The organism is Ilumatobacter sp. (genome assembly GCF_965215205.1).
GTDB lineage: Bacteria > Actinomycetota > Acidimicrobiia > Acidimicrobiales > Ilumatobacteraceae > Ilumatobacter_A.
This window is the reverse complement of record NZ_OZ244049.1, coordinates 2,372,563-2,393,780: the sequence shown is the minus strand read 5'-3', so window position 1 is coordinate 2,393,780 and position 21,218 is coordinate 2,372,563. Positions and strand designations below refer to the sequence as shown.

Below are 21,218 nucleotides of genomic sequence, written 5' to 3'. Positions count from 1 at the left end.
CCGGCGCACGACTGGTCGGAGCCGACGACGAGACAGGAAGAAGTGACGACGCGAGATGAGCAGCAACAAGGGACCCGACCACGTCGTGGTCGACGGTTCCAACATCGCCACGGAGGGCCGCTCGATGCCGAGCCTCGCCCAGCTGAGCGAAGCGGTCGAGGGGTTCATGGAGGAGCACCCGGACACGGCGATCACCGTCGTGGTCGATGCGACCTTCGGGCACCGGATCGACAAGAAGGAGGTCAAGGAGTTCGAGGCGGGGATCGCGAACAACGAGCTGGTCGCGCCTCCGGCGGGCGCCGTCGGTCGCGGTGACGCGTTCGTGCTGGGGATCGCCGACAAGGCGGGTGCGTCGGTGCTGTCCAACGACTCGTTCCAGGAGTTCCACGGCGAGTACGAGTGGCTCTTCGACGAGGGTCGCCTGATCGGCGGCAAGCCGGTCCCGCACGTGGGCTGGGTGTGGGTCGACCGCGTGCCGGTGCGTGGCCCGGTCAGCCGCAAGGCGACGCGCGGCTCGTCGAGCTCGTCGCGGCGCTCCTCCGGGGGGCGGTCGCGACGGTCGTCGGCCAAGGTCGACAAGGGGGGGCGCACGGCGAGCAAGGAGGCATCCGAGCCGATGCCGACGCCGAAGTCGCCGCCGCCCGGCCGTGCCGCGGCGTCGATCGAGGCCCCCGCCGACGATCGCGGGGTGAACGCAGCCGTCGCTCCGGCGTCGGAGTCCTCGGGAGGATCGCGCCGCTCCGCACGTCGCTCGAAGGCGGCGCCCACGGGAGACGAGGCCGTGAACGAGCTGATGCCGTTCCTCGAGTTCGTCGAGGACCATCCGGTCGGCAGCACGATCGAGGGCGTCGTCGACGCCTACTCGTCGCACGGCGCGTACATCGCGATCGGCGACACGGGGGTCCGGGGGTACGTCCCGCTCCGCTTGATGGCCGACCCGGCGCCGCGCAGCGCGAAGCAGATCATGAAGGTCGAAGAGACCGTGACCGTGGTGGTGGTAAGCTTCGCGGCGGCTCGACGCAGCATCGACTGCGCGCTCCCGGCGATGGCCGACGAGGCGATCGCGGAGGCCGAGGCCGCCGAGACCGAGGACGGATCCGACGTCGCGGACGCCCTGGATCGGACCGACGACGAATCGCCGGCGACGAAGAAGGCGGCGTCGAGGAAGACCGCCACGAAGAAGACCGCCACGAGGAAGACCGCCACGAAGAAGGCGGCATCCGAGAAGGCGGTGTCGAAGAAGGCTGCGTCGAAGAAGGCTGCGTCGAGGAAGGCTGCGTCGAGGAAGGCGGGTGCCACGAGCGACGCCGAGGTCGAGGTGGGCGAGACCACCATCCCGACCGATGACGTGAGCGAGGGGACCACCACCCCGACGGCACCGTCCACGGGTCGGAGCACCGAGGAGGAGGTCATGAGCGGGAGGGCCGCGAGGAAGACCGCCACGAAGAAGACCGCCACGAAGAAGACCGCCACGAAGAAGGCGGCCCCGAAGGAGGCGGCGTCGAAGAAGACCGCCACGAAGAAGGCCGCCACGAAGAAGGCGGCCCCGAAGGAGGCGGCGTCGAAGAAGGCCGCCACGAAGAAGGCCGCCACGAAGAAGACCGCCACGAAGAAGGCGGCATCCAAGACGGCGGTGTCGAAGAAGGCGGCCACGAAGAAGGCCGCCACGAAGAAGGCCGCCACGAAGAAGGCCGCCACGAAGAAGGCCGCCACGAAGAAGGCGGTGTCGAAGAAGGCCGCCACGAGCGAGGCGGCGACGGCGGACGTCACGCAGGACACGTCGCCCGACGCCGCCGACGGCTGATGCGCATCGTCACCTGGAACGTCAACTCGCTGCGTGCTCGCCAGGAGCGCGTGGAGGAGTGGTTGGACGACGTGGAACCCGACGTGGTGCTGCTGCAGGAGACCAAGCTCGCCGACGACGCGTTCGGGGCGTTGGCCTTCGAGTCACGCGGGTACGCCAGCGCCCACCACGGCCAGGGCCAGTGGAACGGGGTCGCGATCCTGTCGCGGGTCGGGCTCGACGACGTGGTCGCCGGGTTCGCCGGTGACGGCGACCCCGACCCCGACGCCCGCCTGGCGACCGCCACCTGCGGCGGGGTCCGGGTGAGCAGCGTCTACGTCCCCAACGGCCGCTCGCTCGACGACGACCACTACACCTACAAGCTGTGGTGGCTCGGTCGCCTGCTCGAGCACCTCGACGTCGACACGTCGAGCGATGGCCAGGTCGTGGTCGGAGGTGACTTCAACATCGCACCCGACGACCGTGACGTGTGGGACCCCGACGTCCTCGTGGGCGCGACCCACGGCAGCCCCGCCGAGCGCGACCGGCTCGCCGAGCTCGAGAGCTGGGGCCTCATCGACGTGTTCCGGGAGTTCCACGACGCCGACCGCGTGTTCTCGTGGTGGGACTACCGACGCGGGGACTTCCACCAGGGACGGGGGATGCGCATCGATCTGCTGATGTGCTCGGCGTCGGTGGTCGAGCGTGCGAGGTGGAGCGCGATCGACCGCAACGCCCGCAAGGGCAAGCAACCGAGCGACCACGCCCCCGTCCTCGTCGACCTCGCCGACTGAGCCGGCACGGCCCGCCGGGCGACACCCCGACCCGTCGGCGCGTCACGTCACCACTTGTCGGTGCGCACCCCCACGCGGTCGTACTGATCGCCGAGGACGACCCCGAGGGTCCGTGACTCGCCGGGCTCGAGGTGGATGCTCGGGCGGCCGTGAGCCCACCGATGGTTGCAGATCACGCCGACGTCGCCTCGCCGCCAGTTGATCGGCATCCCGAACCGGTCGTACAGGTCGAGCCACTGCTGGATCTCGTCCGCCGAGATCTCGCTGTCGTCGCCGAACGTCATGTGCAGGGGGCGCTCGGCGTGCGGGAGGTGCTGCACGAGCGGCCAGGTGTCGAACCAGATGGCGTGATCGGCGAGGCTGCTGTAGAGGACGTTGCGATCCAGGTGATCGAAGTACTCGAACGCAGGGCAGTAGTAGCGCGTGCGCATCAGGCGGTCGTCGCCCCAGTCGACGGCGAGGCGCTGCGAGCGCGCCGCCGCCGCCGCCGCCTCGGGATCATCGGTCCCGAACGACTTCTGCCAGTGGTTGTACACCCCGTACTCGGTGACGCCGGCGAAGCGGTCCCGGTCGGTGAGGTTGCGGTGGTAGCACACCCCGAGGTCGCGCAGCTTGCGACCGAGCTCGGTGGTCAGCAGCTCCTCGGTCGCCCCCACGGAGTCGGACACGAACGTCGCACCCCGGCTGACGCCGTCGTCACCCGGTCCCGCGGGGGCCAGCACGTCCTTCGCGAGGAAGCTGATCACCCTGGTGCTGCGGCCGACGTAGGCCATCTCGTGGTGGTAGTGCAACCACGCCGACAGGGGAGCGCCGATCTCGTAGACGTTCGGCGCGATGTCGCTGCGTGGGTTGGCGCCGCCCTCGTAGCTCATCTCGGCGTCGATCACCAGCTTCGCGACCGCGCGCATGTCGACCAGCTCGCTCAACCCGGTGTCGGTCAGGTGGACGAGGCCGACCCGGTCGAACGTCTCGCGCACGCGTGCGGCGAGATCGCCGCCACCGGAGAGGTCGTCGGGCCCGAGTCGTCCGCCGCAGTCGATGGTGAACTCGCCGGCGTCGATCGGCGCCGTACCCGTCCACCAGCGTGGCTCGACGACGTCGTCGAGCGGTGGGAGTTCGGACTGCTCCACCATGGCCATCCCGATCCCTCCTTCGAAACCCGACCAGATCGATCGGGAACCGTATCAGCCGGAGTTGCGGATGCCCGTCGCGATCGCGTTGATCGTGAGCTGGATCCCACGCTGGACCAGGTCCCGTTCTCCGGCCGCGGTCACGTCATGGTCGTCGGCGCCGCCCGTGTCGCCGCTCGTGCCGTCTCGGGCGCCGGCGCGCTCGGACGCCTCGCGGTGGCGTCGCAGCAGGTCGATCTGGACGACGTGGAGCGGATCGAGGTACGGGTAGCGGTTCCGCAGGCTGCGTGCGAGCAGGGGGTTGTCGCTGAGCGGATCGTCCGACCCGGTGATGCGCGCGTGCCAGCGCCGGGTGAGGGTGTGCTCGTGCTCGATGCGACCGAAGATGTCGTCGCGCGCGGCGTCGTCGGTGACGAGCGCATGCGCGTAGCGCCGACCGATCTCGATGTCGGCCTTCGCGAGGACCATCCCCATGTTCTCCGTGATCGTGCGGAAGAACGGCCACGTCCGGTACATCTCCGACAGGACGTCGGCTCCGCCGGGGTTCGCGGACGCGAACCCCTCGAACGCCGACCCCGCCCCGTACCAGGCCGGGATCATCAACCGGCACTGGGTCCAGCCGAACACCCACGGGATCGCGCGGAGGTCCTCGATCGCGCGCGACGCCGTGCGCGACGCCGGCCGGCTCCCGACGTTCAGCGAGGCGATCTCGTCCGTCGGCGTGATCTGGCGGAAGAAGTCCACGAAGCGCTCGTCGCCGTACACGAGCGAGCGGTAGGCGTCGTGCGCGGAAGCGGCCAGCTCGGACATCGCGGAGCGGTGCCGCTCGGACGTCGCGTCGCCGTGGGAGCGGCGCGAGGCGGCGACGGTCGCCGCGACCAGCGTCTCGAGGTTGCGGCGGGCGAGGGCGGGCTGGGCGTACTTCGCGGCGACCATCTCGCCCTGCTCGGTCACCCGGATCGAGCGATCGACCGACCCCGGGGGCTGGGCCAGGATCGCCTGGTAGGCGGGTCCGCCGCCACGCCCGACGGTGCCTCCCCGTCCGTGGAACAACCGCAGCCGGACGCCCTCCGCCTCGGCGACGTCGACCAGGGCGGCCTGGGCGGCGAAGAGGTTCCACTGCGAGGCCAGGTAGCCCCCGTCCTTGTTCGAGTCCGAGTAGCCGATCATCACCTCCTGCAGGCCGCCGCGCGACGCGACGACGTGGGCGTAGGTCGGATGGCGGAGCAGGTCGCGCAGGGTGTCGGCCGAACCGCTGAGATCGTCGATCGTCTCGAAGAGGGGAACGACGTCGAGCGCGCAGCTCGTCGAGCTGCCGTCGCCCGCCACCCGGAGCACGCCCACCTCCTTGAGCAGGACGCACACCTCGAGCACGTCGCTGACGGCGGTCGCCATCGAGATGACGTAGTGGGGGATCGCACGCGAGCCGAGTCGGTCGACCGCGCCGGCGGCCTCGTCGAGCACGGCGAGCTCACCGAGGGTGCGCTCGGAGTAGGAGGCGGCCGGGGTGCGCAGCAGGCGCGGTCCGCGCAGCTCCGCGGAGAGGATCTCGCGGCGGGCGTCCTCGTCGAGCCCGGCGTAGTCGTCGCACACGCCTGCGCCGCGCAGCAGGTCGGCCACGACGTCGGCGTGGACGGCCGAGTTCTGCCGCATGTCGAGACCGCAGAGGTGGGCTCCGAAGACCCGCAGCTCGCGCCGCACCGGCTCGATCGAGACCTCGACGAGGTCGTCGGCGCCGTGCGATCGCAACGAGTCCGCGACGATCCCGAGGTCGGCGCCGAGCGCGTCGAGGTCCGGGTAGCGGTCGCGCACGACCCGTGGCGGCTCGGCCGCGAGCTCGTCGGCGACGTCACCCAGCACGTCGACGGCGAAGGCGTGCAGGCGCGCGTACATCCCGCGCAACGCCCGCCGGTACGGCTCGTCCGCGCGGAACGGCGAATCGTGCCCGGAGCTCTCCGCCAGCGCGGTGAGCTCGGTCGTCGGGGTGACGAGGCGCTGCGACATCGACAGCTCCACCGACAGCCGGCGGAGCTCGGCGAGGTGGTGGCCCAGCGCCGTGAGCGCCTGGCGATCGACCGCGGCGCGCAGCACCTCCGCGGTGACGAAGGGGTTGCCGTCGCGGTCGCCGCCGATCCAGGATCCCATCGTCACGATCCCGGTCGAGTCGATGTCGGGGTGGTCGAGCAGCTCGGCGGCCAGGCGCTCCACGTCCGCTCCGAGCGCGGGGATGGTCTCGAACAGGCTGGCCTCGTAGTACCGCAGCGCATCGCTGATCTCGTCGCCGACGCGCAGCTTCGACAGGCGCAGGATCGCGGTCTGCCACAAGGTGAGCACGCGCACCGCGAGTCGACGGTGCACGTCGTCGCGGCGACGGTCGCCCTCGGCGAGGTCGTCGAGCGCGTCGAGGAGATCGGAGATGTCGGAGAGCACGTCGAGGACCGTCTTGCGGCGGACCTCGGTCGGGTGGGCGGTGATCACCGGGCTGACCTCGATCTCGCCGAGCAGCGCCGCGATCGCTCCGGGGTCGGCGCCGCCGTCGAGGAGGTCGCGCACGGTCGCGGCCAGGCTCCCGGGTCGGGGGGCCGAACCGGCCGCGAGGTGGTGACGGCGTCGTCGTTCGACGTGGACGTCCTCGGCGGTGTTGGCGAGCAACGACAACCAGTCGAAGGCGCGCACGACGTGCAGCACCTGCTCGATCGGGCGGTCACGGAGCATCGACTCGAGCTCGTCCACCGAGCTCGACCCCGTGCGCCGTCCGCGCACGGCCGCCCGACGCACCGATTCGACCAGCTCGAAGACCTCGTCGCCCGCCTGCTCGCGCACGACGTCGCCGAGGAGCCGACCGAGGAGGCGGATGTCGTCCCCGACGGCTTCGCCGCCCGACCCTGCCGTGGGCTCGTCCCGGGCGGGCGGGGTCGGGTCGCCCGGGCGCGGCACGGGGGGAGTCGAGACGTCGTCGTCGGGCACCCGAACAGTCAACACCATCGGCGGTCGACGCCCGGGCGATCGCACGTGCGCACCCGGGGTGCGGGGCGGGTCGCGGCGGGGGAGCGAGCGCCTCGGCGGGCGAGGGTGGGCTCGTGGTTCGCGCCACCCCACCCGTTCTCGAGATCGCGGCGTCGGCCGGTCACGACCTCGACGTCGCCGGGGAGGCGCCGGTCGCCGCCGCCGCCGCACCCCGCCGCCACCAGCAGCGGGATCAGCAGGCGGGCGCGCACGGCGGATCGGCGGTGGAGGCGCATCGAGGCCGACGCACCGGTCCGGCCGGGCGGCGCGCAGGCGGGTACCTTCCTCCCGTGGCCTCCGATCCGAACGTGCTCGTGATCGTCCTCGCGGGAGGGGAGGGCAAGCGCCTCCAGCCGCTGACGGCCGACCGGGCGAAGCCCGCCGTCCCCTTCGCCGGCACGTACCGGATGATCGACTTCGCGCTCTCCAACTTCGCGAACGCCGGCTACCGCAAGATCGTGGTGCTGACCCAGTACAAGAGCCACAGCCTCGACCGCCACATCACCCAGACCTGGCGGTTCTCGGCGATGCTCGACGACTACGTCACCCCCGTCCCGGCCCAGATGCGGCGCGGGCCGTACTGGTTCCAGGGTTCCGCCGACGCGATCTACCAGAACCTCAACCTCATCCACGACGAGCGTCCCGACATCGTGTGCGTGTTCGGCGCCGACCACATCTACCGCATGGACCCCCGCCAGATGGTCGCCGAGCACCTGGACCACTCGGCCGGGGTCACCGTGGCGGCCATCCCGGTCCCGATCCACGAGGCGCGCGAGTTCGGCGTCATCGAGGCCGCCGACGACGGTCGGATCATCGACTTCCACGAGAAGGTCGCGCACCCCCCGACGATGCCCGGCGACGACACGCGGTGCCTTGCGAGCATGGGCAACTACGTGTTCGACACCGACACCCTGATCGACATCGTGACCCCGCCCTCCGACGGCGACGGGCGCCACCCGTACACCGATCTCGGCGGCGACGTGATCCCGGCGCTCACGGCGTCGGGCGACGCCCGCGTCTACGACTTCTCGAAGAACGTCGTCCCCGGTCAGGACGAGCGCGAGCGCGGCTACTGGCGCGACGTCGGCACGCTCGACGCGTTCTTCCACGCCAACATGGACCTCGTCGCGCCCCACCCGGTGTTCAACCTCTACAACGATCGCTGGCCCGTCTACACCAGCCGGCGGGCGCTGCCCCCGGCGAAGGTCTCGCGCGGCAGCGGCGGCGAGCCGCCCTACGTCGACGACAGCCTGCTGTGCCAGGGCTCGATCCTCAGCGGGGGCCACGTCGAGCGCTCGATCATCGGACCCGGTTGCTACGTCGACCACGACGCCCACGTCACCGACTCGATCATCTTCCCGGGGACGGTGATCGGGCCCGGGGCCCGCGTGCACCGCTGCATCGTCGACAAGAACGTGGTCGTCCCCGAGTGGACCCGCCTCGGCCTCGAGCCCGAGCAGGACATGGCCCACTTCACGGTGAGCGACGAGGGTGTCGTCGTGCTGCCGAAGGACTACGACTTCAGCTCCCGCTGACGTCTCCGTCACGTTCCCGGTCCGGCCAGCTGCGGCGTTCGCGCTCCACCGCGACGAGGTGGTCGAGCCCGAGCACCGGCGCCCGCCCCGCCGCGACGTCGTCGGCGAAGCCGCGCAGCACCTCGACCGCGCCGAACGCCACGGCGGGGTGGTCGGTCCCCCCGATCTCGATCGGGTCGCCGTCGAGCTCGAGCACCGGGGTGGGGAACACCTCGGCGCGGGCGACGGCGGTGTCGGTCGCGAACTGCAGCTCGACGGTCGCGAGGCCGCGGTCGCGTCGGCGGACGACGTCGGGTCCGCCCACGTGCTGGCGCCCCGCCATCCGGCGGGCGACCACGGCGATCCCGGCGACCGAGCTCGACAGCGAGCCGTCGTCGGGGGCGGGGGGTGACCACGCGAGCGACAGGTGGCGCACGACGTCGCCGCGCCCCACGCACCGACCGAGGTGACCGAGCCACCGCCGCACGACGGGAGCGTGGAGCAGCGCGTCCCCGACGACGAGCGGGGACGCCGGGGTCCAGTCGATCCGGTCGGCGTCGACGCGGCCGGGGACGACGACCACCGCCGAACCGGCGAGCCCGAGACGGCGCGCGTCGTCCAGCCGGCGGTCCTCGGGGGTGCCGACGACGACGATCTCGGCGCGCGGGTCGTCGACGGCCTCCTCGATCGAGCGGATCGTCGCTCCGGTCGCGCCGGCGACCTCCTCGGCCGTCGGGCCCGCCGTGGAGGTCACCTCCCAGTCGAGCAGGCCGGCGGCGACGACCAGCGGGGCGGTGGCGTGATGGCCGACGACCGCGACGCGGGTGCGCGACGGCGCACGACGGCGCACGGCTGCGGTCTCAGGTCCCCGTGAGCCGGTCGACGACCGGGGCGAACGCGTCGATCTGGTCCCCGCCGACGATGACGTAGCTGAACCCGAACCGCTCGCGCCGTGCGACCAGATCGTCGACGATCGAGTCCACGTCGCCGATCAGCGCGAACGGCGACTCCTCGATCATCGACGGTTCCACGCCGATCATCTCGGCGATCCCGGCGACCTGGCCGTCGCGATCGTCGGTCACGCTGACGAAGAACGCGCGGATGTTCATCTCGATCGCGTCGAGCCGGCCGGCCTCGCGCGCCGCGTCCGCGACGACGGCGACCTTGTCGACCACGGCGGGCCCGGTCATCGTGGCGATCGCCTCGGGTCCGATCACCCCGGCGTCGAGGGTTCCGTTGACCCCGACGATGTCGGCTTCGCGAGCGGCGATCCCGAGCACCCGGGGCCCGCCGCCGCCGATCAGCACGGGCGGGTGGGGGCTCTGGACCGGCGCGGGCTGGCCGTCGTGGTCGCGGATCGCGTAGTGCTCACCCTCGAACGAGAACGGGCCGGGACCCATCAGGCCCTTGATGACCGCGAGGCCCTCGACGAACCGGTCCACGCGCACCCCGGCTCGGTCGTAGGTCATCCCGGCGGCGTCGTAGTCCGACCGCATCCAGCCGGCGCCGAGGCCGATCTCGACGCGCCCGTCGCTGAGCACGTCCATCGTCGCGAGCTCCTTCGCGAGCACGAGGGGGTGCTTGTAGTCGTTGTCGAACACCAGCGCCCCCGCCCGCAGCGTCGTCGTCGCGTCGAGGAGGGCCTGGAGCGCGGGCATCGGCGCGAACTGCGCGTCGAAGTGGTCGGGGATCGTCGCGGTCGAGTACCCGAGGCCCTCGATCCGCCGAGCGGTCTCGACCCACGCCTCGCCCGAGGGGGCGATCGAGGTCTGGACGCCGAAGCGGAACGGCCGGATCGGGAACGGGCTGGTGTCGTCGCTCATCGACGTCGACCGTACCCGGGCGCGCCACCCCGCTCCGCCGCGGTGCCGCCGAGCGACGTCGTGGCGGGTCGTCGCGAGCGGCCGACATGACACCTGCGGCGCCGACCCGAGCGGTACCGTGGTGAGGCAATGCAGCGGCTGTCGTGGATCCCCCGCCTCGCGCTGGTCGTCGCCGGCGGCGCCCTGCTGATCGTGGCCATCGTCGTCGCGGTCGCGCCGCGCCTGTGGCAGGTGGCGAACGCCCACGCCGAGGATCCGGTCGTGCTGCCCGAGTTCACCCCGCTCGCGCAGCGCACGTACGTCTACGACCGCTTCGGCACCGAGATCGCCCTGTACGAGCTGGAGAACTCCCAGCCGATCGCGTACGACGACATCCCCGTCGAGGTGATCCAGGCGTTCCTCGTGGTGGAGGACAAGGAGTTCTTCACCCACGACGGGGTCAACGTGCGCAGCCTGTTCCGCGCCACGCTGTCGAACTTCGCCTCCGACGCCCCGCAGCAGGGTGCCTCGACGATCACCATGCAGGTGGTCAAGAACGACTTCCTCGCCGGCCTCGAGCGCGACGGGCGCTACAAGCTGCTGCAGATCCAGTACGCCAAGCGGCTGGAGAAGGAGAGGTCGAAGCCCGAGATCATGGAGCGCTACCTGAACACGGTGTTCTTCGGCAACAACGCGTACGGGATCCAGGCGGCGGCGGAGACGTACTACGGCAAGACGGTCGACCAGCTCACCTTCATCGAGGCGGTGTTCCTCGCCGGGCTGGTGCGCTCCCCGTCGGGGTTCGACCCGATCAACTCCCCCGAGCGCAGCCGTGCCCGGTGGCGGCAGGTGCTCGATCGCCTCGTGAGCGAGCAGATCCTCACCGAGGAGCGTGCCGACGAGATCTTCGAGACCGAGCCGATCCCCGAGCGGGTGCGCACGATCGAGTCCCGGACCAACGAGCGGACCTACTTCACCGAGGCGCTGCGGGACCACCTGCTGAACCGCTCGACCATCCTCGGGGCGACGTACGAGGAGCGGTACAACCAGCTCTTCCGCGGCGGTCTGCGGATCCACACCACCCTGGATCCGAACATGCAGATCGCGGGAGAGCGCGCCCAGGAGCTGCTCCCGCAGAACACACGCGGGTTCGAGGCGGCGATGGTGTCGCTCGACGCCGAGACCGCCGCGGTGCGGGTGATGGTCGGCGGGCGGGGTTTCTCCTCCGACGACCAGGTGAACATGGCCCTCGCCCCGCGCCAGACCGGGTCGAGCATCAAGTACTTCATCCTCGCCGCGGCCATCCAGGCCGGTGCCCAGGCGGGCGACGAGATCGACGGACGCATCGGTTGCTCGTTCGACAACCCCGGCGACCTCGAGGAGCCCGTCTACACGATCGACGGCGGGGTGACCGGCTTCATCGGCGACCTGCGCGACATCACGGCCCGCTCGGTCAACTGCGGCTTCGCCCGGCTGTCGCAAGCGGTCGGGCTGAACCGGGTCGTCGACACGACGTACCGCATGGCGTCGTCGGACTACCTCAACCGGTCCATCCCCTCCACCGAGCGCGAACCGATCCAGCCGTTCATCAGCTTCGCGACGGGGGCCAACGAGATGAGCCCGCTCGACATGGCCGCCGGCATCCAGTCCCTCGCGAACGAGGGGGTGCACCACCAGCCGTACTACGTCGAGCACATCGACGACGCCGACGGCGAGCGCATCCACACCCACTTCGACCCCGGCACCGAGGTGCTCGATCGCGACGTCGCGCTCGAGACGGTCGACATCTTGAAGGGCACGCTCGACTACGGCACCGCCCGCTTCGACGACCTCGAGGACGACCGCCCCGCGTTCGGCAAGACGGGCACGCAGCAGGACAACACCAACGCGTGGTTCGTCGGCGGCACCCGCCAGCTCGCGACCGCGGTCTGGGTGGGCAACCCCGACGCCTACACCCCGATGGTCGGCATCCCCGAGTTCGACGTGCCGCGGGTCCAGGGCGGCACCTACCCCTCGGAGATCTGGAAGAGCTTCACCGACGCGGCGAGCGCCGGCATGCCGGTCGTCGACTGGGACGCCCCGGCGCCGCCCGAGCGACCCAACGCCCGCATCGTGCTCCCGGGCAACGAGTGCACCGTCGTGGTGGTCGGCCGGACCGGGGGCGACGTCATCGCGAACCAGACCCCGACGGTGTCGACGCCGTCGCCGGGAGCGTCGGGAGCGTCGGGAGACGACGGGACCTCGGCCGGGATCGAGACCGGGAACCAGACCGAGGAGACGACCGCGACGACTGCGGCGCCCACGGAGTCGAGCGCTCCGGCGACGAACGCCCCGGTTCGCACCACGCCGATCGTCGTCATCACCGCGAAGGAGGACGTCGGGACGACGATCCCACCCGACAACCTCGACCCGAACGCCCCGCTGCCGACGGTCCCGCTGTCGACGCGCGTCTCGCCCTGCTGACGTCGGCTCGACCCGAGCCCGCCCGCCACGGTCAGCGGCGCACCGACATCGCGGCGGCGACCTCCTTCACCAGCTTCGCGGCGACCATCGCCGTCATCCCGACGAGGTCGCGCGACGGGTTCAGCTCGACGACGTCGGCGCCGAGGAGCGGACCGGGGTGCGCGTCGATCACGTCGAGGACCTCGCGCACGGTGAGGCCGCCGGGCTCGTGGTGCGAGACGCCCGGAGCGACGGACGGATCCAACCCGTCGAGGTCGATCGAGAGGTAGATCGGACCCGTGAGCGCGCTCGCGTCGAAGCGATCCAGCTCGCGCGGCGAGACCATCTGCACGTCCCACCGCGCGCCCTGGTCGCGCTGGTGCGGTGTGGCCGTGCGGATCCCGAGCTGGACGAGCCGGGACGCGCACCCCTCCTCGAGCGCCCGTGCGAACGGCGATGCGTGGCTCAGGCGGTTGCCGTCGAGATCGTCGTAGATGTCGGGGTGGGCGTCGACGTGGACGACCGTGAGGGGCCCCGGAGCGCCGTCGCGACCTGGTGACGGCTCCCGACGATCTCGGAACGCCCGGAGGATCGGGTAGGTGATCGAGTGGTCGCCGCCGAGCGTGATGACCTGGCGGCCGGCGTCGAGCTGCCGGCCGACGGCGTCGGTGATCGCGTCGGCGTCGGACTCCGAGGCGCGCTCGTTGTCGATCGCGACGTCGCCACGGTCGTCGAGCATCGACAGGACCTCGACCGACGACTCGGCCGATCCGTTGGACGACGACGAGGCCAGAGCGGCGCGGATCGCATCGGGACCCGCCGCGCAGCCACGCAGGTGCGACGAGTTGGCGTCGAGGGCGACGCCGAGCAACGAGATCGGTCCGGACGGGGTGTCGTGCACGAGCTGCAGTCTGGCGCTTCCTCCCGTGGACGACGATCACCGGCCGGGGGCGTCGTGCCATGATGCAGGAGATGACCGATGTCGACAGCGCCAGCGGACCCGGCACGGACCCGGGGGGTGGTTCGACGGCGGACCGGCTCCTGCGGCTCCAGCACCTCGACACCGAGGCGGATCAGCTCGTCAACCGACGCGAGCGCCTGCCCGAGCGAGACGCCCTGTCCGAGGCCACCGACCACCTGCGGCGATGGGAGGCGGAGCGGACGGCGATGCGTGACCGCATCGACGAGCTCGAGGCGGGGATCGAGCGCAGCGAATCCGAATCCGGTGAGCTGGGCGAGCAGCGAGGTCGGCTGCAGGCCCAGCTCAAGACGGTGATCGCGCCGCGTGAGGCCGAGGCGCTGATGCACGAGATCGAGGTGCTGGATCGACGCACCGACGAGCTCGACACCGCCGAGCTCGAGGCGCTCGAGGAGCAGTCGGCGGTGGACGACCGCCTCACGTCGCACCTCGCGGCCGAACCGGGGTTGCGCGAGGCCACCTCCACCGCGGACACGGCGCTCGAGCGCGCCAGCTCCGAGATCGACGCGGAGCTGTCGACGGTCGTCGAGCGTCGCGACCGCGCACGGACCGAGCTGTCCGATCAGGTGCTCTCCCGCTACGACCGGCTGCGGTCGAGCGCGGGGGTCGCGGTCGCGGAGCTCGTGGGCCACCGCTGCGCCGGCTGCCACCTCGACCTGTCGGCCGCCGAGGTCGACGACGTGAAGGACGACGCCGCCGCCGCCGACGGGGTCGCCGACTGCCCCCAGTGCGGTCGGATGCTCGTCGTCTGACGATCCCGCCCCGTGCTCCTCTGGTTCGTCGCCACCTCGATCCTGGCGATCGGGTTCGTGTTCCGTGACCCGGCGTTCGACCACCGGTTGCTCGTCGTGGGATCGGTGCTCCCCGGTGTCGAGGTCGTGGTCGGGGGCGCCCGCGCGCTGCACTCCGTCACCGTGAGCATCGCGCTGCTCGCGATCGTCATGATCGCGACGCGCCGCGGCAGCGCCCGTCGGCGCACCCTGCTCGGGCTGCCGATCGGCGTGTTCCTCCACCTGGTCTTCGACGCCGCGTGGAACGACACCGACACCTTCTGGTGGCCGGTCACCGGGTGGTCGTTCGACGACGTGGGCGCCCCGATCGTCGACCGCGGGGTGCTGAGCGTCGTGCTGGAGGCGGTGGGCGTCGTGGTGTGCGCGTGGCTGTGGCGGATCAACCACCTCGGTGAGCGCGAGAACCGGCGGCGGTTCCTCGCCGACGGTCGCCTCGTCTCGGTGCCCCCGTCGGGCACCTGACGCCCCGCCGGCGCCCGCCCCACCCCGCCGATGGGGTGTGGCACACTCTCGTCGGTGCTCATCCTGCTGCGACACGGCCGAACGGCGGCCAACGAGGCCGGTCTCCTGCAGGGGAGGCTGGACCAGGACCTCGACGAGCGCGGGCGGCGGCAAGCCGTCGCCGCCGCCGAGCTGATCGAGGCCGAGGCCGACGTCTCGGCGGTGATCGCGAGCCCGCTCGTGCGCGCCCAGCAGACGGCGGAGGCGTTCGGCCGTCCGGTCGAGACCGACGAGCGCTGGATCGAGCTGTCCTACGGCGTCTACGAGGGCGTCGCCCACGCCGATGTCCCCTCCGAGGTCTGGCGTGCGTGGCGCGACGACTTCTCCTACGTCCCCGAGGGCGGTGAGTCGCTCGCGTCGCTCGACGTGCGCGTCCGTGCCGCGTGCGACGACCTCGTCGAGCGGGCGGCCTCGAGCGACGTCGTCGTCGTGAGCCACGTCTCGCCGATGAAGTCGGCCGTCGCGTGGTCGCTCGGGGTCGACATCGGCATCTCGTGGAACTGCCACCTCGACCACGCCAGCATCTGCCGGATCGACATCCGCGACGGCCGGCCCGTCCTGCGCACCTTCAACCAGACGGTCTGAGCGCCCGTCGGCGGGCTCGTGCAGCCGGCGGGCCACGGGCTGCGCGGACGCGACGGTGAGGTGGCCTGTAAGCGGGATTCTGTGGGCGCCGAGGCGCCCGATGGCCATCCATCTGTGCGGTCTACCCGGGAGGAACGGACGGGCCGCCCACCTCCCTGCTCGACCTTGCTCCGGGTGGGGTTTACCGAGCCGGCGCCGTCGCCGACGCCGCTGGTGCGCTCTTACCGCACCGTTTCAGCCTTGCCTGTGAGCACCTCGCCTCGCCGTGAGGCTCGGCGGTGCGCTCCATCGGCGGTCTCTCTCTGTTGCACTTGTCCGTCAGGTCGCCCCGACCTGGCTCTCGCCAGCACCCTGCCCGGTGGAGTCCCGACTTTCCTCGACGCGCCGGTCTCCCGGTGCGCCGCGGCCATCCGTCCACCTCACCGTCGCACGCCGAGCCTACGTCGGCGCGCCGGCGGACCGCACCCTCAGGCGTCGCAGGTCAGCTCGTTGTAGACGAAGCTGTTGTCGGCGGGCGTCTGCAGCGAGAAGGTCTGACGCACCGCGTTCACGTCACCGGGGCCGGCGATGAACTCGATCTGGGCGACCTGGCCGAACACCGACGGGATCGCGAACTGGCGCACGGCCCCGAGGTCGTCCCGGGTCGACTCCTCGCCGAGCACCTCCTGGGCGACCCAGTTGTCGCCGGGTCCGGTGCGCAGCGCCATCCACGACGCGTGGCGACCGGCGAGCGCCGCTGCGCGCGCGTGCTCGACGCGAGCCGGGATGTACGGGTTCGTGAGCACGAGCTCCTGGTGCGACGACGCGGCCAGGTTCTCGAGCGCCGTCAGCAGGTTCAGCACGTCGGTCGAGACATCGCCCTCGAAGCGCTCGAACTCGACCTCGTCGCCGACGGCGGGCGTCGCGCTCGACGACGTGCGCGAGAGATCGCCGCGCGACGTCGTCACCGTGTCACCCAGCGGCAGCTCCTCGCCGAGCACCTGGACCATGCTCGTGTCCTCGAGGACGACCCCGATGATCGGGGAGAGGATGGTCTCGATCACGGGGCCCAGGAGGCGGTCGATCAGCCACGGGTTGGAGCAGGTCCACGGCTCGCCACCGGCCTCCTCGGTGAGCGACACCATCGTCTCGGCGACCTGGCGGTGGTCCTCCATCACCCGCTGCGCGAGCTCGGCGACCTCGGAGGGGATCGCGTCCTGGATCGCCATCGCCGTCTCGTAGGCGCTGACCATGGTGAACTCGAGGGAGGACGCCGTGCGCAGGACCACCGCCTCGTCGATCTCGTAGTTCGGGGGCGCCGTGATGTCGGGGGCGTTGCCGACGCGACCGGGTGCGTCGTCGCCGCCACGGTCCTCCCCGCACGCCGCGGCGAGCGCCGAGAGCGACACCGCCAGCCCGCCGAGGCGCAGCGCGTCCCGGCGGGTGGTCGTGGCGGTCGTCGTGGTGGTTCGATCGGTCGATGCGGCCATCAGGCACCTCCGGAGGTGGACGTCGACACGGGGGACGCGTCGTTCGCGAAGACGGCGGCGAGGTCGCTGTCGCCGAGGAAGTCGGACCACACCGTCGCGTAGCGCGCCTCCATCACGATGATCGACGCGGTGGCGCTGATCGCGTCCGTGCTGCGGTAGTCGGGCAGGAGCGAGGTGTGCGTCGCGGCGGCCTGGTTCTCGAGGTCGCGCGCCGCGGTGAGGAAGCCGCTCTCCGAGGAGGTGAACGTCTCGACGTTCGCGTCGAACAGGGCGGGCTCGGCGCCGATGATCGACGATCCGGTGATCCCGGCGATCGCCTGCGCGTAGGCCTCGTGGTTCTCCGCGACCACGTCGACCACCATCTTGAGCTCGGACGACGGACCGGCCTGGGAGGTGGCCCGGTAGAGCTCGGAGAGCGACAGCTCCAGGGCGAGCGCCTGCTCGAGCAGCGCCGTGTCGCCCGACGTCGGGGCGGTCGGCTGATCGGTCCCGCTCGGCGCCGACGCGACGGCTCGACCGGAGACCAGCGACGCCGCGACGGCGCCCACGCCGACGACACCGAGGTCCCTCAGCATCCGGCGACGACCCGTCGCCCCGAGGCTCGGTCCACGACTCGCACGGACGGGCAGCGCGCGCTCGCGCTCGGGGTTCTCGGGGTCCACGTGGGATGGGTCCTTTCGGGTCGTGCGATGGCGGTCCTCCGACGGAGGAGGCGACGCGGGCGATTCTAGGGTGGCGACGTGGGCGATCACGGGATTCGTCCGGTCGTGAAACCCGTCGCATCGGCCCGCCTCCGCGGTCACAGCTCGAGCTCCGAGAGCTCGGGGTGCCATCGGACGGAGCGATCGAGGGCGTCGGCCCACCGTGCGCGCGACGCCTCTCGATCGTGTTCCGGGTCGGGTTCGACGACCTCGACGGGCTCCCACAGCTCGGCGGCGGCCGACACGTCCGACCAGTTGCCGATGCCGAGCCCGGCGAGGAAGGCCGCGCCCCGCGTGGTGCCCTCGACGGTCGGCGACACCTCGACGCGCAGACCGGTCGCGTCGGCGAGCGCCCGCACCACGGTGGGGTTGCGCGACATCCCGCCGTCGAGTCGCAGCGCGCTCAGCTCGACGCCCGTGTCGGCGGCGGCCGCCTCGACGAGATCCGCCGCACGGTGGGCGACCCCTTCGAGCACGGCGCGCACGACGTGCGACCGCTCGGTCCCGCGGGTCAGCCCCACCAGCGCGCTCCGGGCGCCGTAGTCCCACCGGGGGGTCCCGATGCCGATCGGCGCGGGGACGAAGACCACCCCCTCGCTCGAATCGCAGCGCTGGGCGACCTCGTGGCTGTCGTCGACGGTCTCGATCAGACCGAGGTCGTCGCGCAGCCACTCGACGTTCGTCCCCGCCGACAGCATGATCGCCTCGGCGCCCCAGGTGAGCTCCCCTCCGATCGACCAGGTGGGCAGGGCGTACGTGCCCGCCGGGCTGCGCCGGACCACGGTCGGGGGGTCGGCGCCCGTGACCAGGTCGAGCATCCCCCCGGTCCCGAGGGTGATCTTCGCGACTCCCGGCCGGACGCACCCCTGACCGACGAGGGACGCCTGCTGGTCCCCGACCAGCGCGGCCAGCGGAGGGGCGCCGTCGAGCGCGGTGGCCGGTGCGATCACCCCGGCCGAGTCGACGACGCGCGGGAGGATCGCCCGGTCGATCCCGAACAGGTCGAGTCGCTCGTCGGACCAGTCCGACCCGTCGGCGGTGCGCATGCCGGTGGTCGTCGTCGAGGTGTTGGTGGCGTCGCTGACGTGCACCGCCCCGTCGGTGAGCGTCCACGCGATCCACGAGTCGATCGTCCCGAAGCACAGGTCGCGACCGGCGAGGCCGTCGGTCTCCGACAGCAACCACGACAGCTTGGTGATCGACTGGTTCGGCGCGATCGACAGGTCGTGCTCGGCGTTGGCGACGATGCACTCGGTGACGGTGCGCAGGTCCTGCCAGCCGAGCCCGGGCGCGACCGGCTCACCGGTGGAGCGGTCCCACAGCACCGTGCTCGCCCGCTGGTTGGTGATCCCGACGGCGTCGACGGCGACACCGGTCCGCTCGACGACCGTGCGGCAGGCGTCGAGCGTGACCTCGGCGAGGGCGGCGGCGTCGAACTCGACGAGTCCGTCGAACGGCGACGACGGCGGGTGGGAGCGCTGCTCGATGTCGACGATCCCGAGGTCGCCGTCGACGACGGCGGCGCGCAGCGCGGTGGTCCCGACGTCGACGACGAGCAGGTGGACGCTCATCGCTGCGCGGACGGCACGAGGCCGCGCGACCGCAGCCGCTGGCCGAGGAAGCCGCCGACGAGACCCGCGAACGAGACGATCGACAGCGTGAACAGCACGGCGAACCAGTTCACCACGCCACCGGTGATCAGGCGGACCACGACGAACACCGCCTGCGCCGCCACGTAGGTGCCGATGGCGGTGACGAGCCCGTGGCTCAGCGGGGTGCCCCGGCGCTGAGCCCACGCGGCGCTCCCGGAACCGATCACGAACCCCAGCACGGCGAGGAAGAACGAGACGGTGCGCGCGCCGTCGACGGCGGCGCCGAGGAGGGTCGCGGGGATCGCGATCGCGAGGCACGTCACCGCCCCCGCCCGGATGGCGTCGGCGTCCCACCCCGACGACGCCCGGTCCGCGGTGGTGGCCGCCTCGCGGGGTCGATCGTCGGACATCGGCCCCGATCGTTGCACGGATGGCGTCGGGTCGCCGATTCCTCGGTTCGAGCGCGCGCCGCACGGTCACGCGCCCCCGCCCGTCCGGGACCCGGGCGGGCGGGCCGCCCTAGGCTGCGATCCCGTGAGGGAGCCCGCATCGCGCCGAGGTGCAGGCGAGCCCGGGCCGCACGGGCCGGTGCGGCCGGACGACCCCCGCTACCTCGACCAGGCCGACGTGCGCCGGGAGATGACGAGGGTCTTCGACGTCTGCGACGGATGTCGGCTCTGCGTCGATCTGTGCTCGTCGTTCCCGACGCTGTTCGAGATGCTCGAGCAGCGCCCCGAGGGTGGTGCGGGGTGGCTGACCCCCGCCCAGCAGGACGCCGTCGTGGACCGGTGCCACCACTGCGCCCTGTGCACGCGCGGGTGCCCGTACGCACCCGGCCGTGACGACTCCGACGTCGACGTCGCCCGGCTGATGCTGCGGGCGCAGGCGATGCGGTCGCGCCACGGCCACCTCGATCCCGCCGCACGGAGGTGGAGGCGCGTCGTCGGGCGCTTCGCGGCGGTCGCACGGGTGGCGCGCGCCGTGCCCGCGGTCACGGGCGCGGTGGCGGCGTCGGCGCCGGGCTCGCGCCTGCGCCGGGTGGTGGGCCGGGTGACCGGGCTGTCGGCCACCCGGACCCTCCCGGCGCTCGCGCCGCAGCGCTTCTCGACGTGGTTCGCCCAGCGTGCCCCCGCCCGCCCGACGCCGGGCGGCGCGGCGCCCACCACGGCGAGTCGCCCGCCCGCGGATCGCTCTCGCGCGGAGCGCTCCGCCGTGAGCATCGTCGCGACCTGCGTCGTCGAGCACAGCGCGACCGCGATCGGGATCGACCTCGTGCGGGTGTGCGAGCACCTCGGCCTCGACTGCTCGATCGCCGAGGTGGGGTGCTGCGGCGCGCCCTCGCTGCACGCCGGCGATCTCGATCGCTTCACCCGGATCGCACGCCGCAACGTGGCGACGCTGACCGCCGAGATCGCAGCCGGGCGCGAGGTGGTGGTGGCGCAGCCGACGTGCGCCCACGTGATCCGCCACGACTACCCCGACCACCTGGACGGTCCCGACGTCGCGCTGGTCGCCGAGCGCACCCGGGACGCGTCGTCCTACGTCGAGGCGGCCGTCGGAGCCCCGGACGTCGCCGCCGAGATCGCCGCCGGCGTGACCGCCGTCGGTGCCGCCGCCACCGGTCGGATCGCCCTCCACGCATCGAGCCATCGGCGCCCGGACGTCGACATCGCCCCTCCCGGGGGGGATCTGCTCCGGCTCGCCGGGTCGGGGTCGCGACCACCGACGGAGGTGCGGGTCGTCGCCGGGTGCGTCGGAGCCGACGGGGTGTGGGGCCTGCGGGCGTCGAACGACGACACCGCCGGGTGCGCAGCCGACCGCGTGGCGGAGTCCCTCGTGGCGGCCGGCGCCGACCTCGTGGCCGGCGACGACCACCTCTCGAACCGCATGACGGCCGAGCGCACGGGGGTCCCGACGGGCCACCCCGTCTCGGTGCTGGCGCGCGCCCTCGGGTTCGCGCCCGAGGGAGCTCCGCCCGCCCCCGGGCGGTCGAATCCGCAGCGTGATGAGCGGGACGCGGACGGTGCCGGTCCGGAATTGCCCCTGGCGCCACAGGAGCCACGGCCCTAGATTCCGTCGTCGTGGGGCCGGCGCACCCCACGAGGAGAACGTGATCGCCGATCCCCGCA

Annotated in this window: 18 protein-coding genes and 1 other RNA gene; 8 read left to right on the top strand and 11 right to left on the bottom strand. The window is 72.2% G+C overall.

The genetic code is table 11. The features are described 5' to 3' along the window. Positions 1 to 55: 55 nt before the first annotated feature. Together ACOOHC_RS11280 and ACOOHC_RS11275 are read left to right on the top strand one after the other, a co-directional pair. Positions 56 to 1,804, top strand: coding sequence for a histone H1-like repetitive region-containing protein (locus ACOOHC_RS11280; RefSeq protein ID WP_420450507.1), 1,749 nt, complete (start codon positions 56 to 58; stop codon positions 1,802 to 1,804). Then, positions 1,804 to 2,577, top strand: a complete 774-nt coding sequence (locus ACOOHC_RS11275; RefSeq protein WP_420450506.1) for an exodeoxyribonuclease III — start codon at positions 1,804 to 1,806, stop codon at positions 2,575 to 2,577. Before ACOOHC_RS11280 ends, ACOOHC_RS11275 begins: the two co-directional genes overlap by 1 nt. 47 nt (positions 2,578 to 2,624) lie before the next feature. On the opposite strand, the gene ACOOHC_RS11270 is transcribed toward ACOOHC_RS11275, so the two are convergent. From ACOOHC_RS11270 to ACOOHC_RS11260, 3 genes are read right to left on the bottom strand one after another with little or no spacing between them, the layout of a single operon-like run. Beyond that, positions 2,625 to 3,716, bottom strand: a complete 1,092-nt coding sequence (locus ACOOHC_RS11270; RefSeq protein WP_420450505.1) for a TauD/TfdA family dioxygenase — start codon at positions 3,714 to 3,716, stop codon at positions 2,625 to 2,627. Between the two features lie 45 nt (positions 3,717 to 3,761). Continuing rightward, positions 3,762 to 6,692 carry a phosphoenolpyruvate carboxylase gene (gene ppc, locus ACOOHC_RS11265; protein ID WP_420450504.1) on the bottom strand — a complete coding sequence of 977 codons (2,931 nt, stop codon included), beginning with the start codon at positions 6,690 to 6,692 and terminating at the stop codon, positions 3,762 to 3,764. Further along, on the bottom strand, positions 6,683 to 6,949 hold the full coding sequence (locus tag ACOOHC_RS11260; RefSeq protein WP_420450503.1) for a hypothetical protein: 267 nt from the start codon (positions 6,947 to 6,949) through the stop codon (positions 6,683 to 6,685). Before ACOOHC_RS11260 ends, ppc begins: the two co-directional genes overlap by 10 nt. A 54-nt stretch (positions 6,950 to 7,003) precedes the next feature. Between ACOOHC_RS11260 and glgC the strand changes: the two genes are divergently transcribed. Continuing rightward, complete coding sequence (gene glgC / locus ACOOHC_RS11255) at positions 7,004 to 8,248, top strand: glucose-1-phosphate adenylyltransferase (RefSeq protein ID WP_420450502.1); 1,245 nt, start codon at positions 7,004 to 7,006, stop codon at positions 8,246 to 8,248. Here the strand turns inward: glgC and ACOOHC_RS11250 are convergent. Both ACOOHC_RS11250 and ACOOHC_RS11245 read right to left on the bottom strand, forming a co-directional pair. Next, on the bottom strand, positions 8,235 to 9,077 hold the full coding sequence (locus tag ACOOHC_RS11250; RefSeq protein ID WP_420450501.1) for a hypothetical protein: 843 nt from the start codon (positions 9,075 to 9,077) through the stop codon (positions 8,235 to 8,237). The two genes, glgC and ACOOHC_RS11250, sit on opposite strands and share 14 nt — an antisense overlap. A gap of 10 nt (positions 9,078 to 9,087) precedes the next feature. After that, complete coding sequence (locus ACOOHC_RS11245; protein WP_420450500.1) at positions 9,088 to 10,050, bottom strand: TIGR03621 family F420-dependent LLM class oxidoreductase; 963 nt, start codon at positions 10,048 to 10,050, stop codon at positions 9,088 to 9,090. Positions 10,051 to 10,179: 129 nt separating this feature from the next. On the opposite strand from ACOOHC_RS11245, the gene ACOOHC_RS11240 reads away from it, so the two are divergent. Then, entirely contained in the window at positions 10,180 to 12,492 is a 2,313-nt protein-coding gene (locus ACOOHC_RS11240) for a transglycosylase domain-containing protein (protein WP_420450499.1), read from the top strand. 31 nt (positions 12,493 to 12,523) lie between these two features. Here the strand turns inward: ACOOHC_RS11240 and ACOOHC_RS11235 are convergent, their stop codons facing one another. Further along, positions 12,524 to 13,372 carry an arginase family protein gene (locus ACOOHC_RS11235; RefSeq protein WP_420450498.1) on the bottom strand — a complete coding sequence of 283 codons (849 nt, stop codon included), beginning with the start codon at positions 13,370 to 13,372 and terminating at the stop codon, positions 12,524 to 12,526. Between the two features lie 71 nt (positions 13,373 to 13,443). Here ACOOHC_RS11235 and ACOOHC_RS11230 point away from each other — a divergent pair, with 71 nt between their 5' ends. The 3 genes from ACOOHC_RS11230 to ACOOHC_RS11220 are packed head-to-tail and all read left to right on the top strand — an operon-like array spanning position 13,444 to position 15,327. Then, on the top strand, positions 13,444 to 14,202 hold the full coding sequence (locus ACOOHC_RS11230; protein ID WP_420450497.1) for a zinc ribbon domain-containing protein: 759 nt from the start codon (positions 13,444 to 13,446) through the stop codon (positions 14,200 to 14,202). A gap of 12 nt (positions 14,203 to 14,214) precedes the next feature. Continuing rightward, entirely contained in the window at positions 14,215 to 14,703 is a 489-nt protein-coding gene (locus tag ACOOHC_RS11225; protein ID WP_420450496.1) for a metal-dependent hydrolase, read from the top strand. Between the two features lie 54 nt (positions 14,704 to 14,757). Beyond that, positions 14,758 to 15,327 carry a histidine phosphatase family protein gene (locus tag ACOOHC_RS11220; RefSeq protein ID WP_420450495.1) on the top strand — a complete coding sequence of 190 codons (570 nt, stop codon included), beginning with the start codon at positions 14,758 to 14,760 and terminating at the stop codon, positions 15,325 to 15,327. A gap of 52 nt (positions 15,328 to 15,379) precedes the next feature. Here ACOOHC_RS11220 and rnpB read toward each other — a convergent pair. The 5 genes from rnpB to ACOOHC_RS11195 form a co-directional block, all read right to left on the bottom strand. Continuing rightward, positions 15,380 to 15,749, bottom strand: an RNA gene (rnpB, locus tag ACOOHC_RS11215) — RNase P RNA component class A. A 45-nt stretch (positions 15,750 to 15,794) separates the two neighbouring features. Then, positions 15,795 to 16,796 (bottom strand): hypothetical protein, encoded by a 1,002-nt coding sequence (locus tag ACOOHC_RS11210; protein WP_420450494.1) that lies wholly within the window; start codon positions 16,794 to 16,796, stop codon positions 15,795 to 15,797. Beyond that, the gene (locus ACOOHC_RS11205; RefSeq protein WP_420450493.1) at positions 16,796 to 17,371 is read right to left on the bottom strand and encodes a ferritin-like domain-containing protein; all 576 of its coding nucleotides are present in this window, start codon (positions 17,369 to 17,371) and stop codon (positions 16,796 to 16,798) included. The genes ACOOHC_RS11210 and ACOOHC_RS11205 overlap by 1 nt, the downstream gene beginning before the upstream one ends. Positions 17,372 to 17,595: 224 nt before the next feature. After that, on the bottom strand, positions 17,596 to 19,068 hold the full coding sequence (locus ACOOHC_RS11200; RefSeq protein WP_420450492.1) for an FGGY family carbohydrate kinase: 1,473 nt from the start codon (positions 19,066 to 19,068) through the stop codon (positions 17,596 to 17,598). Further along, on the bottom strand, positions 19,065 to 19,499 hold the full coding sequence (locus ACOOHC_RS11195; protein WP_420450491.1) for a hypothetical protein: 435 nt from the start codon (positions 19,497 to 19,499) through the stop codon (positions 19,065 to 19,067). The genes ACOOHC_RS11200 and ACOOHC_RS11195 overlap by 4 nt, the downstream gene beginning before the upstream one ends. A gap of 124 nt (positions 19,500 to 19,623) precedes the next feature. On the opposite strand from ACOOHC_RS11195, the gene ACOOHC_RS11190 reads away from it, so the two are divergent. Further along, a complete protein-coding gene (locus ACOOHC_RS11190; protein ID WP_420450490.1) occupies positions 19,624 to 21,159 on the top strand; it encodes a heterodisulfide reductase-related iron-sulfur binding cluster in 1,536 nt (511 codons plus the stop codon). Positions 21,160 to 21,218: the final 59 nt, after the last annotated feature.